Annotated in this window: 11 protein-coding genes; 7 read left to right on the top strand and 4 right to left on the bottom strand. The window is 67.2% G+C overall.

Annotated elements, in window-relative coordinates; genetic code table 11:
- Positions 1-124: 124 nt before the first annotated feature.
- The 7 genes from DMX06_RS11430 to DMX06_RS11400 all read left to right on the top strand — a co-directional run bounded on the left by DMX06_RS11430 (position 125) and on the right by DMX06_RS11400 (position 8,432).
- Entirely contained in the window at positions 125-1,297 is a 1,173-nt protein-coding gene (locus tag DMX06_RS11430) for an isochorismate synthase (protein WP_110737067.1), read from the top strand.
- Between the two features lie 26 nt (positions 1,298-1,323).
- Entirely contained in the window at positions 1,324-2,925 is a 1,602-nt protein-coding gene (locus DMX06_RS11425) for a (2,3-dihydroxybenzoyl)adenylate synthase (RefSeq protein ID WP_110737066.1), read from the top strand.
- Between the two features lie 17 nt (positions 2,926-2,942).
- Positions 2,943-3,809 (top strand): isochorismatase family protein, encoded by an 867-nt coding sequence (locus DMX06_RS11420; RefSeq protein ID WP_110737064.1) that lies wholly within the window; start codon positions 2,943-2,945, stop codon positions 3,807-3,809.
- The gene (gene dhbA / locus DMX06_RS11415) at positions 3,809-4,558 is read left to right on the top strand and encodes a 2,3-dihydro-2,3-dihydroxybenzoate dehydrogenase (RefSeq protein WP_110737062.1); all 750 of its coding nucleotides are present in this window, start codon (positions 3,809-3,811) and stop codon (positions 4,556-4,558) included. Before DMX06_RS11420 ends, dhbA begins: the two co-directional genes overlap by 1 nt.
- 80 nt (positions 4,559-4,638) lie before the next feature.
- On the top strand, positions 4,639-5,934 hold the full coding sequence (locus DMX06_RS11410) for a histidine decarboxylase (protein ID WP_110737061.1): 1,296 nt from the start codon (positions 4,639-4,641) through the stop codon (positions 5,932-5,934).
- A gap of 427 nt (positions 5,935-6,361) precedes the next feature.
- Positions 6,362-7,429 carry a GNAT family N-acetyltransferase gene (locus tag DMX06_RS11405; RefSeq protein WP_110737059.1) on the top strand — a complete coding sequence of 356 codons (1,068 nt, stop codon included), beginning with the start codon at positions 6,362-6,364 and terminating at the stop codon, positions 7,427-7,429.
- A 19-nt stretch (positions 7,430-7,448) separates the two neighbouring features.
- Positions 7,449-8,432, top strand: a complete 984-nt coding sequence (locus DMX06_RS11400; protein ID WP_110737057.1) for a fatty acid desaturase family protein — start codon at positions 7,449-7,451, stop codon at positions 8,430-8,432.
- Between the two features lie 132 nt (positions 8,433-8,564).
- On the opposite strand, the gene DMX06_RS11395 is transcribed toward DMX06_RS11400, so the two are convergent.
- The 4 genes from DMX06_RS11395 to DMX06_RS11380 all read right to left on the bottom strand — a co-directional run bounded on the left by DMX06_RS11395 (position 8,565) and on the right by DMX06_RS11380 (position 13,038).
- Positions 8,565-9,905 carry an LLM class flavin-dependent oxidoreductase gene (locus DMX06_RS11395; protein WP_181427812.1) on the bottom strand — a complete coding sequence of 447 codons (1,341 nt, stop codon included), beginning with the start codon at positions 9,903-9,905 and terminating at the stop codon, positions 8,565-8,567.
- Complete coding sequence (locus tag DMX06_RS11390) at positions 9,892-11,436, bottom strand: MFS transporter (protein ID WP_110737055.1); 1,545 nt, start codon at positions 11,434-11,436, stop codon at positions 9,892-9,894. Before DMX06_RS11390 ends, DMX06_RS11395 begins: the two co-directional genes overlap by 14 nt.
- Before the next feature lie 70 nt (positions 11,437-11,506).
- Positions 11,507-12,256, bottom strand: coding sequence for a tRNA-dependent cyclodipeptide synthase (locus tag DMX06_RS11385; RefSeq protein WP_110737053.1), 750 nt, complete (start codon positions 12,254-12,256; stop codon positions 11,507-11,509).
- A gap of 5 nt (positions 12,257-12,261) precedes the next feature.
- Positions 12,262-13,038 (bottom strand): 2OG-Fe(II) oxygenase, encoded by a 777-nt coding sequence (locus tag DMX06_RS11380; RefSeq protein ID WP_050705786.1) that lies wholly within the window; start codon positions 13,036-13,038, stop codon positions 12,262-12,264.
- Positions 13,039-13,195: the final 157 nt, after the last annotated feature.

Genomic DNA, 13,195 nt, shown 5'->3' with positions numbered 1-13,195 from the left:
GTTAACTCTCTCATCGCTTACCCGCGTGGTTGACAAATCCATGTGTTTCGCGTCCTCATATTTACTAACGAGAATGATTATATTTCAAGGTTTTCTTTCTCACCCACCGCCAAGGAGGCTACCCATGAAGACAGGCACCCTGCGTTTGCAAGACAGGGACACCGTGCCGCTCATCCAAGAGGACTCGAGCTTTTCATTCACATCCGGCGACCGCGAACTGAGCGTCAGCGGTCTGCGCGAGCGTATCGACACCCCGGCGCAAGGAAGCCATCTGGCCGGCGGCGCACTGCGGCGCAGCATCGACCAGGCCTTCGAACGCGCCCGCCAGGCGGGGCAGGACAACCCCATCGTGGTCGGCGCCATCCCCTTCGACACCACCCAGGCTTGCAGCCTGTACGTCCCCCAGGCCTATGCCTGGCAGGCGCGCACCGCGGCTCCCGCCCAGGCCGGCGCACTGCCGGCGTTGCTCAGCCAGGCCAACATCCCCGACGAACACGGCTTCAAGCGCGCCGTGCGCCACGCCATCGTCAACTTCCAGCACAGCGATGTGCGCAAGGCCGTGCTCTCGGTGCAGCGTGAACTGCACTTTGCCGCACCCGTGGACCCGGCACAGGTGCAGGCCAACCTGAAAGCACTGAACCGCGAGGGCTACCACTTCCGCGTGCCCCTGGCCGATGGCGCCACCCTGCTGGGTGTGAGCCCGGAGCTGCTGGTGCACAAGCAAGGCACGGCGTTCGTCAGCAACCCGCTGGCCGGCTCCGTGCGGCGCATGGCCGACCCCGAGGCCGACCGCGCCAATGCGCAATGGCTGGCGGCGTCGGAGAAGGACCACTACGAGCACCGTCTGGTCACCGAGGACATCGCCCAGCGCGTCGGCGAACTGTGCAGCCGCTTGCAGGTTCCCGAGCGACCGTCGCTGATCAGCACCGCCGCGCTGTGGCACCTGTCCACCCGCATCGAGGGCGAACTGGCCACGGCCGATATCGACGCCCTGCAACTGGCCTGCCGCCTGCACCCGACTCCCGCCGTGTGCGGCTATCCCACCGAGCGGGCACGCCAGTTGATCCGTTTTGTCGAGCCCTTCGAGCGCGGCCTGTTCACCGGCATGGTCGGTTGGTGCGACGCCCAGGGTAACGGCGAGTGGGTAGTGACCATCCGCTGCGGCACCTTCAACGGCCAGCGCGTGCGCCTGTTCGCCGGCGCCGGCATCGTCGAGGCCTCCAGCCCCGATACCGAATGGAACGAAGTGCAGACCAAGCTCGGCACCATGCTGCGTGCCTGCGGCCTGGACCATTGACCTCAAATCCGTTTTCCGAGACCTTCATGACTATCGAATTCACCCCCTGGCCCGCGGACCGGGCGCAGCGCTATCGCGCCGCCGGCTACTGGAACGACCAGCCGCTCAGCCAGTTGCTGATCGAGCGCGCCGCCGCGCAGCCACAAGCACCGGCGATCCTCTGTGGCGAGCGCCGCATCAGCTACGGCGAACTGGACCGGCGCGCCTCCAACCTGGCCTCGCGCCTGGCCGCCCACGGCCTGGGCCAGGGCGACACGGCGCTGGTGCAGCTGCCCAACGTCGCCGAGTTCTACATCGTGCTGTTCGCCCTGTTCAAGGCCGGCATCGCCCCGGTCAACGCGCTCTACAGCCACCGCCAGCACGAGCTGGGCGCCTTTGCCCGGCAGATCCACCCCGCCCTGCTGATCGCCTCGGCCGAGCACGAGGTGTTCCGCAACGACGCGTTCCTCGACGACCTGGCCAAGGAAGGCCTGCGTCCGAAGCTGACGCTGATGCTCGATGCCCTCGACGACTGGAGCGCCAGCGCCGATGTGCGCGGCACCCACTACGCGCCCAGCGCTGCCTGCGCAGTGGCGCTGTTCCAGCTGTCCGGCGGCAGCACCGGCACTCCCAAGCTGATTCCGCGCACCCACAACGACTACGCCTACAGCGTGCGGGCCAGCGCGCAGATCTGCGCACTGGACAGCGACACACGCTTTCTCTGTGCCCTGCCCGCGGCGCACAACTACACCCTCAGTTCCCCCGGTGGCCTGGGCGTGCTGCACGCCGGCGGCTGCATCGTCATGGCGGCCAACCCGGAGCCGTTGAACTGCTTCGCCCTGATCGAGCGCCACGCCGTGACCATGGCCGCCCTGGTGCCCAGCGCCGTGGCCCTGTGGCTGCAGGCCGCCCCCGGGCACGCCGCCAAGCTGCGTAGCCTGCGCCTGCTGCAGGTCGGCGGCGCCAGTTTCGCCGAGGCCCTGGCCCGGCAGGTTCCCGAGGTGCTGGGCTGCAGGCTGCAACAGGTGTTCGGCATGGCCGAGGGCCTGGTCAACTACACCCGGCTGGATGACAGCGACGAGCAGGTGTTCACCACCCAGGGCCGGCCGATCAGCGAGCTGGACGAAGTGCGCATCCTCGACGAGCAGGGCCAGCCGGTCGCCGACGGCGAGCCAGGCATGCTCGCCACCCGTGGCCCCTATACCTTCTGCGGCTACTACAAAAGCCCCGAGCACAACGCCCAGGTGTTCGACCAGGACGGCTTCTACCACTCCGGCGACATCGTCCAGCGCAGCGCCGACGGCAACCTGCGGGTGGTCGGCCGAGTCAAGGACCAGATCAACCGCGGCGGCGAGAAGGTCGCCTCGGAAGAGATCGAGAACCTGATCGTCATGCACCCGGACGTGACCCACGCCGCCCTGGTGGCGCTGCCCGACGACCTGCTCGGCGAAAAGAGCTGCGCCTTCATCGTCTCGCGCAATCCGCAGCTCAAGCCGATTGCCCTGCGCCGTCACCTGATGGGCCTGGGCATCGCCGAGTACAAGCTCCCGGACCGGATCCGGCTGATCGACGCCATGCCGCTGACCGCAGTGGGCAAGATCGACAAGAAGCAACTGCGCGCGCTGCTCGCCGTCGCCCCGACCGCCTGACCGTCCAAGGACCCGACATGACCATTCCAACCATCCACGACTATGCCATGCCACAGCGGGCCAGCTACCCGGCCAACAAGACCCAGTGGCAGCCCGACCCGGCCCGCGCCGTGCTGCTGATCCACGACATGCAGCGCTACTTCCTGCGTTTCTACCAGCCCGACGGCGCCCTGCTCACCGCCCTGGTGGACAACCTGTCGCGGCTGATCCAGTGGGCCCGCGAGCAGGGCATCCCGGTGGTCTACACCGCCCAGCCCCATGAACAGCCGCCCGAGGACCGCGCCCTGCTCAACGCCATGTGGGGCCCGGGCCTGCCGGCGGCCAGCCCCGAGCAGCAACCGATCATCGACGCCCTGGCGCCGCAGCCGGGCGATACCGTGCTGACCAAGTGGCGCTACAGCGCCTTCCAGCGCTCCGACCTGCTCGAGCGCATGCGCGACTGGCGGCGCGACCAGTTGCTGATCGGCGGCGTGTACGCCCATATCGGCTGCATGATCACCGCCGCCGACGCCTTCATGAACGATATCCAGGCCTTCCTGGTGGGCGATGCGGTGGCCGACTTCTCCGAGGAGGAGCACCGCCTGGCCCTGAAGTACGTGGCCACCCGCTGCGGCCATGTCACCGACACCGCCACCCTGCTGACCCAGCCCGCGGGCGAAACCACCCGCGACTGGCTGCACGGCCGGGTGCGCCAGATGATCGAGGACGACAGCGACCTCGACCCGCAGGAAAGCCTGATCTTCTACGGGCTGGACTCGCTGCAGGTGATGAAGCTGGCCGCCGAGCTCAAGCAGCGCGGCATCGCCGTCAGCTTCGAGGAACTGGCCAACGCACCGACCCTGGACGGCTGGTGGTCGCTGGTGCAAGCGCGGGGTGCCGCCTGATGGCCATGGCCCGTTTCACCGGCCGGCGCGTGCTGGTCACCGGTGCCGCCAGTGGCATCGGCCGCTGCGTGGCGCAGCAGTTTCTCGACGAAGGCGCCGAGGTCATCGGCCTGGACTGCGAGGAGGCCGAGGTGCCGTTCCCGCTGCTGCATGTCGACCTCACCGATCCGGCCGACGTACAGCGGGTCTGCGACCGCCTCAAGGAGCAGGCACAGTATCTGGACGTACTGGTCAATGTCGCCGGCGTGCTGCGCCTGGGGCGCAGCGACGAGGTGTCCTGGGAGGACTGGCAGCGCTGCCTGGATGTCAATGTCAGCGCGCCGTTCTACCTGATGCGCCAGTGGACCCCGGTGTTCCGCCGCCAGCGCCGCGGCGCCATCGTCAACGTCGCCTCCAACGCCGCCCATGTACCCCGCCTGAACATGGCCGCCTACTGCGCCTCCAAGGCCGCACTGGTGAGCCTGAGCCACTGCGTGGGCCTGGAACTGGCGCCCTATGGCGTGCGCTGCAACGTGGTCTCGCCGGGCTCGACGCGCACGCCGATGCTCGCCGGCATGCTCGGCGACCCGGCGCTCGAGCGCCAGCTGGTCGACGGCCTGCCCGGGCAGTTCAAGCTCGGCGTGCCGCTGGGCAAGATCGCCACGCCCGACGACATCGCCAATGTGGTGCTGTTCCTGGCCTGCGAGCAGGCCGGCCACGTGACCCTGCAGGATATCGTGGTCGACGGCGGCGCCACCCTGGCCGCCTGAGCCTGATGCGGCACTGACAAGGACTTTCACCCGCACCGCGCTCGGCCCTGGCTGGCCGAGCGCGCACCATGGAGCTGGACATGACATTCTCACCCGCCAACCACAAGCGTCTCGAGGCCTTCTGGCAATACTGCCTCACCCACCAGTACTTCAACGTCGGCTACCCCGAGTCGGCCGACTTCGACTACAGCCTGCTGCACCGCTTCATGCGTTTTTCCATCAACAACTGCGGCGACTGGAACGAGCCCAGCAACTACCTGCTCAACTCCTTCGACTTCGAGCGCGAAGTGATGCGCTTCTTCGCCGAGCTGTTCCACATCCCGTTCGAGGACAGCTGGGGCTATGTCACCAACGGCGGCACCGAAGGCAACATGTTCGGCTGCTACCTGGCCCGCGAGCTGTTCCCCGACGCCATCCTCTACTACTCGAAGGACACCCACTATTCGGTGGCCAAGATCGTCCGCCTGCTGCGCATCAAGGCCCAGGTGGTGGAATCCCAGGCCAATGGCGAGATGGACTACGACGACCTGGTCGCGCAGATCGCCGCCGATGGCGAACGCCACCCGATCATCTTTGCCAACCTCGGCACCACCCTGCGCGGCGCCACCGACAACATCGCCACCATCCAGCAGCGCCTGGCCCAGGCCGGCATTCGCCGCGAGGACTACTACCTGCATGCCGACGCGGCCCTGAGCGGCATGATCCTGCCCTTCGTCGACGCCCCCGAGCCCTACTCGTTCGCCGACGGCATCGACTCGATCTGCGTCTCCGGGCACAAGATGATCGGCTCGCCGATGCCCTGCGGCATCGTCGTGGCGCGGCGCGGCAACGTCGAGCGCATCTCGGTGGAAATCGACTACATCAGCGCCCGCGACCAGACCATCAGCGGCTCGCGCAACGGCCACACGCCACTGATGATGTGGGCCGCCCTGTGCAGCCGGTCGCGGGAGGACTGGCGCGAGCGCATCCAGCGCTGCCTGGACCTGGCCCAGCACGCGGTGGACCGGCTGCGGGCGGCCGGCATCGAGGCCTGGCGCAACCCCAACTCGATCACCGTGGTGTTCCCCTGCCCTTCGGCCAGCGTGTGGAAACGCCATTGCCTGGCCACCTCGGGCGACACCGCGCACCTGATCACCACGGCCCACCATCAGGACAGCGCACAGATCGACGCCCTGCTCGACGAGGTGATCGCTGACCTCAAGGCCCGCGACAAGCCGCCAAGCCGATACCCGTTGCAAGGCACCTTGGTGGACGGCCTGGGCAGTCGCACCAAGGTCTACAGCACGGCTGGGCAGCCCCTGCCAGAGCCGCTGCAGGGCCATGCAAAGCCCGAGCGCGACAGCGGCCTTGCCCGCCTCAAGGGCAGCGATATCTGAACGCAGAGTCATCCTTACGGCCACTTGTATGTAAGCCTGTTCCTACAGCGTTTCACCTGGGGACCTTGCGTGCCGAAAAACAGGGGGCGGGCCTGCCCGCCGCCTCGGCACCGTGACGGGGCACCGCGTTGCAGACGCCGGTCGCCCCCCGTTTGACGGCCCATGGCGTGGCTCTATAGTCCGTTTCCTGGCAGCGGCAAGGATTTCCGCTGGCCTTGGACAAGAACCCGCCATGTACAGGAGTCGTATGATGGCCATGCTCACGGATGACGCACCCTCGCCTCACCCTCTACACGCATCACCCAGCCGCGCCGACCTGCGACGACATCCCCGTCACTGACCCCTGCACCCACCCCGCCACGTGCCTGTGACCCGCCTTGGGCGGTCACTGCATTCGTTCGCCTTCAATAAATACAAAAGGTGCGTCATGACTGCGACCCGTTCGCCGCAAACGGCCGTTGCGCCGTTGCCGGAAACCGAATCACTGCGTTATCGCCCGGCCAGCCCCGCCGATATCGAAGCCCTCGCCGCGCTGTTCCAGCAGGTGTATGGGCAGACCACCCACCCCTGCCAGAACCCGGGCTATATCCGCCACTCCATGGGCAGTGGGCAACAACAGTGGTTCGTTGCCGAGGCCCAGGGCCAGCTGCTCGGTTGCTGCTGCATCGCCCGTCGCCCCTGGAACCGCTCGTGGGAAGTCTGCCACGGGGTCATCCACCCCGATGCGCGCAGGACCGGCGCCATCTCCAGCCTGATCCGCCTGGGCTTTGAGACCCACCGGCCCGAGCCCGTGGAGCTGGGCTTCTACATCACCCGCAACATCGCAAGCCACAGCGTCATGAACAAGATCCGCCCCGCCGTGCTGGTGGGGCATGACGGCGGCCCGGACACGGTCGACGGCCTGCGCGAATATCACCTGACCGCCATCCAGCCGGTGCTGCAGGCCGGCTTTGTCCATGTTGCGCCCTGGTACGTGACCACCCGCGCCGCCGAATTCGTCCGCCGCCTGCTCTACACCGCCCTGCGGCTCGGCGTCACCCCGGGCAGCTACCCGGACACCTTTCTGAGCGGCCCCACCGGCGCCGAACGCCATGGCCAGCTCAGCTACACCCACGATCCTGAGGCCCGCGCGCTGATGCTGTCGGGCCAGTGCGGTCGCTACCTGTCAAGCCAAGCCGTGCTGGCGGAGCTGGGCGCACTGCTGCGCCAACATGCGCAGGCCGAGTACGTCAGCCTGGTGATCCTGGCCGACAAGCTCGAACTGCTGGCCAGCCTGCGCCGCCTGGGCTTTGCCATCACCGCCTACCTGCCGGCCTGGCACCTGGAGAACGGCACGCGCTACGACTGCATCCAGCTGGTGTTCCAGGACTTCGACGTGGCGCCGCGCAGCCACGGCTTCGACGACGACATCGCCCGTTTCGACCTGGCCTACGCGCACCTGGCCAACAACCTCTGCAGCCTTCCCGCGGCCCCGGCTTCCCGGGCCGCCAGCTAACCGATCGGAGTTTTTGCAAGTGACCAAGGACCAATGGCTTAGTGTAAGAAAACAGATCCCCGACGGCGCCCGGGAACCCTGGACCGTGATGCTCTGGGTCGCCGACCTGGCGTTGTTGGCGGTGGCCTGGAATCTCTGGCTCGCCGACTCCACCGCCCTGCAGTTGCTGGGCCTGGCGCTGGCAGGCCTTGCCACGGTGCAGCTCTACCTGATCATGCACGAGGCGACCCACGGCGCCGCCTCGGCCAATCGCCGGTTCAACGACTTCATCGGTCACTGCAACGGCTGGCTGATCGCCTTGCCGTTCCTGGTCCGTCGGCGCTTCCACATGGCCCACCACACCTGGACCGCACACCCGGTGAACGACCCGGAGAACCGCGGCATGATCGAGCGCTTTTCGGTGATGACCAAAAAGCAGGAGCGCACCCTGGAGTTCGTCTGGAAGCACTGGATCCCGATGATCGCCGCCAACCATTTCCTGCTCAACTGGCGCGCGCCGTTCATTGCCCGGGCCAAGGGCGACAGTTCGCCGAGGATTCTCAAGGAGATCCGCTTCGCCCGCCTGTACCTGGTCGGGTACCTGGCGGCGGCCGTGCTGGCCTGGAGCCTGGGGCACCTGCTGGACCTGGTGCTGTTCTACGGGATCACCTGGGTGTTCCTGTTCTTCATGGTCGAGCTGCTCAACCTGCCGCACCATGCCGAGGCGCCGTTGCTTGCGCGGGACGCCGACCGCCTGCAGTTCTGGGAGCAGGACGGCGTTTCCCATGACTGCAAGGACCTGCCGCTGTGGTCGCGCTATGTGATCCTCAACTTCAACCTGCATATCGTCCACCACGCCTTCCCCTCGGTGCCGTGGTACCGGTTGGCCCAGGTGCAGAAGCTGCTGAGCGAGCATGAGGTCGGCCATGCGCCGTCGCAGACCCATGAGTGGGAGTTCGCGGTGAAGAACCGGCGGCGGCCGTTGTTGCAGCTGATGGGGCATTTCTTCGATCAGCGGGGTTGAGGCCCTGGGGCTGCGATGCAGCCCTTTCCGGCCGGTCCGACGCCTCGGCAAGGCCGCTCCTACACAGGCACGCGATCACCTGTAGGAGCGGCCTTGTGCCGCGAAAGGGGCGCAACGCGCCCCCAGCGATCCTCAGCCCTGAAAATATCGATTGGGCACATACCGCAGCCCCAGATTCTCCCGCAACGTGCGCCCCTCGTACTCGCGCCGGAACAACCCCACCCGCTGCAACTCGGGCACCACCTGCCCGACAAAATCATCCAGCCCGCCCGGCAGGTGGGTAAACAGCAGGTTGAAGCCATCCGCCGCCCCTTCCTCGAACCAGCAGGCCATCTCCTCGACGATCTGACCGGGCGTGCCCACCAGCAGCCGGTGCCCGCCCGCGCCGAGCCTGGCCAGCAACTGCCTGGCGGTGGGCCGTTCGCGGCGGATCAGGTCCACCACCAACTGCTGGCGGCTCTTGTGCCGCTCGGTCAACGGCAAAGGGTCCGGCAGCAGCACCGGGGCATCCGCCGGCAGCCGCTCCAGATCGATGCCGATGTCCAGCAGGAACGACAACGCCTTGAGCGCCGCCTCCGGATCCACCAGCGCCTGCAGCTGCTCGTGCTTCTCCTGGGCTTCGCTGGCCGTGCGGCCCACCACCGGCGCCATGCCCGGAAACACCAGCAACGACTCCGGTGCCCGCCCGGCCAGGGCCAGGCGCTGGTGGATGTCGGCGTAGAACGCCTGGCCCTCGCTCAAGGTCTGCTGGGCGGTGAACACCAGTTCGGCGCTGCGCGCCGCCAGCGCTCTACCAGCCTGCGAGGAACCGGCCTGGGCGATCACCGGCCAGCCTTGCACCGGGCGTGGGGCATTCAATGGGCCACGCACGCGGAAATGCTCGCCTTGGTGGTCGAGCACCCGCATGCGCGCAGGCTCCAGCCATGTACCGGAGGCCTTGTCCAGCGGGAAGGCATCGTCCGCCCAGCTGTCCCAGAGCCCGGTGACCACGTCGAAGAACTCCTCGGCACGGGCATAGCGATCGGCGTGAGGCAGGTGCGCCCCCTGGTTGAAGTTCTCGCCACCGATCAGCGCGGTAACCAGGTTCCAGCCGGCGCGGCCTCCGGACAGATGATCGAGGGAGGCGAAGCTGCGGGCGATGTTGTAGGGCTCGTTGAAACTGGTGTTGGCAGTGGCGATCAGGCCGATATGGCGGGTCACCACCGCCAGCGCCGGTAACAGGGTCAGCGGGTCCCAGCGCAGGCTGTAGGCGCTGCTGCGCAGCACCCGTGGGTCCAGCTCGCCGACGGCGACGTTGTCGTTGAGGAACAGCGCGTCGAAACGCCCGTGCTCCAAGGTCTGGGCGTACTGCCGGTAGCGCTCGAAGTTGATCGAGGCATCGGCGTCGGCCTGTGGGTGTCGCCAGCTGCCGGCGTGAGCGCCGGCGCCGGAGAGAAAGGCCCCCAGCCGCAGGCGGCCGTCACGCCTTGCCATGGCTGGGCTCCTGGGCGGGTACGGTTGCCTTCTGCGCTCGCAGCAGCAGGGTCACGCCACCCCAGACCAGCAACAGGCTGACGGCGAGGAACACCATCAGCGCCTGGTAACCGTCGAGGAACGCGGCATGCACCCAGCCCTGCAGGACATCGTCGCCCTGCCCCAGGTGCTCGGCCAACAAGGTCGCACCCTGCTCCGGCGCAGCCGCCGCCCGGGCCAGCCAGTCGGTCTGCACCGGCACGCCCGTGGCTGCGGACAGCGTGTCGACCGCCACCGCCCGGTACAACCCTACCCCGACTGCCAGCCCCAGCCCGCCGCCGACATTGTGCAGGGTCATCAGCGAGCCCATGGCCACCGAGCTCACCTGCTGCGGCACCGACGAGATCCCCAGCACCGTCGAGGGTCCGAGGATGCAGGCCCAACCCAGCCCCATCACGGCGAATGCGCCCAACAGATGCACCAGCGAGGTGTGCTCGCCGAATGCTGCCTGCAGTACGGCGGACAGCACGAACAGCAGCAGCCCGGCCTGCACCAGCAGCGCCGGGCCCTTGCGGTCCACCAGGCGGCCCACCAGCGGCGACAGCAACGCCACCCCGAGCGTTGTCGGCAGCAACAGCAGGCCGCTGGCCTGCACGCTCTCGCCACGGATCAACGCCAGGTACAGTGGCATCACGAAGAACGCCACGCAATAGAACACCGCCAGGCCGAAGCTGGCGGTGACCGCCGCGACGAAACGGCGGTTGGCGAACAGGCGCAGGTCGATGATCGGTGCATCGACGCGCAGTTCGACCCCAACGAAGACCAGCAAGGCGAGCAGCGCCACCGCCAGCAGGCCCAGGGTATTGACCGAGGTCCAGCCCCAGGCGGCGCCCTGGACGATCACCAGCACCAGGCTCGGCAAGCCCACCAGCAACAGCACCGCGCCCAGCCAGTCGAGCCGCGCGCCCGCCTCGCCGGCCCGCGACTCGTCCGCCGCCACGGCAATGATCGCCAGGCTCAGCAGCACGAACGGCACGTTGACCAGGAAGATCCACTGCCAGCCGAAGGCGCTGGTGATCAGCCCGCCCAGCACCGGCCCCGCGGCAAGACCGATGCCGTTGACACCGAACAGCACGCCGAACGCCTTGCCCTGCTCCTCGCTGGCGAAGGTGGCCGCGACGATCGCCCCCGACGCGGTGTACAGCACCGCGCAGGCCAGGCCCTGGGCGACCCGGGCCGCCACCAGTGTATCGATGCCGCTGGCCAGTCCCGCCGCCAGAGACGCCAGCCCGAACACACCCAGCCCGATATTCAGCACCCGTCGGCGGCCTTTCAGGTCGGCCAGCCGGCCGACCAGCACCATGGCGCTGGACAGCGCCAGGATAAAGCCGTTGATCACCCACTGCAGGCTGTCCACCGAAGCGCCGAGGTCGGCCTGCAGCGCCGGCAGCGCGGTATTGACGATGGTGAAGTCGACGCAGCCGAGAAAACTGGCGATGCTCACGCCGAGCAAAGCCCACCATTTGCGTTGCTGTTGCGCAAAAACGCCCATGGAAACTCCTGTTCCGGATTTCAGTATGAAGGCCGTCGTCCGTGTGGCGTGGGGCCGGGGTTGCGAAGAGTCAGATGGCAATGGCGCTGGCGGCCCAGGCCGGATGCACCGCTCCTGGCAGGGTGAAGGGAATCGGGATGCCGCGCTTCTTGAACTTCAGCGGCAGCCAGTGCACCCGCTCCGGCGCGTGCGGCTCGACCAGCAGGCGCCGGGCGGTGGCCATGGCATCGGTCATCTGCTGCGGGTAGATCACGTAGTCGTACCCCTCCTCTGCCCACTGCGGCAGGATGATCGGCACCTCCTCGAGGATGTACTCCCGGCACTGGGCGGCGGCGCGCTCCAGGTCCGCGTCGGGGTCACGCAATCGCAAACGCTCGATGAACACGCCGATGGTCGCCTCGATGGCGCCGCGCAGGTCCTCGCTGTCGCGGTACAGCTGGTTCACCTGCTGGCGCAGTTCGGCGTAGCGGTCCGAGGCCAGCTCCTGGTTCCAGCGGCTGATGCGCACCGGCGCCTCGAGCCCGGCCAGGTACTTGCGATTGCGCGCCAGCCACGCATCGCCGTCGCGGATCGAGGCCGACAGTGCCTCGCCCGGCGACTTGCCGTGCTTGTTGTGGCGCTGCAAGGTGTCGGCCACCACTACCTTCACCTGGCTGAAGCCGGATTTGTTGATCAGGTGCACGGTGGAGCTGAGCTTGTGCTCCTCGTGGTATTCCTGGCCCACGCTGACTGCCAGCACGCAGCGCTTGCCGGTGAAGTCCAGTTCTTCGCCACCCTTGTTGAAATAGGCTTTGAGGTTGATCGCTTCCACATTGCTCATGTCGCTTAGCTCCAGTAGGCCAAAGGCTGGTCGTCGCCGAAATAACCGATGAATACGCCGAGGGTGACCCGGGTGCTGGTGGCCGAAGGGCGCACCGCGTGGATCAGCCGCGGGTTGAGGAAGATCAGGTCGCCCGGCTCGGGCTTGACCACCAGGTCCGGCGGCGGCAACAGGTGACGCTCGATGCCGTAGGCGCGCTGACCACGCAGGCGCTGGTATTCGGCCTCGTCCGGGTGCAGGTTCCAGATCTCCAGCTCGCCGCCGTCCTCGGGGATCTGCAGGTAGATGTTGGTCGACAGCTGGGTGAGCAGCCGCGGCTGGTGATCGGCCGGGGCGTTGCGCGCCAGGTCGTCGGTATGCGGCGTGAGGTCGACATTGTTGCCCTGGAAGCGGGCAATGCCGACGAAGCACTTCTGCCCGTTCACATCCAGCAGCCGCGCCCCTTTGGGCCAGACCTCGTCGAGCAGAAGGCGCAGGTGATCGATGGGCGATGCCAGCGGGCCGAAGGCGCTGCGGATCTTGCGGATGTTGCCGATGGCCTGGCCGTGATACTCGGCGCGGCTGGCCTCGTCCTTGATCTCGATGTAGGCCTTGCCCAGGCGCACGAACTCGGTCTGCTCGCTGAAGGCGCCGCGCAGTTCGTGATGGCTCAGGCGCTCCAGAGCCAGGGCCACGGTATCGGCGGGTGCGAAGCCTTTGATCAGGATGCCCAGTGTGCGGGCGTGAATCACATCGTCTAACTGTGCGGCGGTCAACTCCTCGACCGTGGTAATCGTCAGCATGAACACTCCCTCGCGTATTCCTGAACGGTTTGACTGCACCTGTGATGGGCGGATAACCGGCGACATCCGATGGTCGCCAAGCCATCTTCAACAAGCGGCAAGCACTTGTGAAATATCGTTTTTCTCTAGCGTCAAAACTTTTTTCAAAATATTACAG

Origin of the sequence: Pseudomonas mosselii (assembly GCF_003205295.1) — a bacterium.
GTDB classification, from domain to species: domain Bacteria; phylum Pseudomonadota; class Gammaproteobacteria; order Pseudomonadales; family Pseudomonadaceae; genus Aquipseudomonas; species Aquipseudomonas mosselii_B.
Note: the sequence above shows the minus strand (reverse complement) of the source record. Positions and strands in the feature narration are given on the sequence as shown.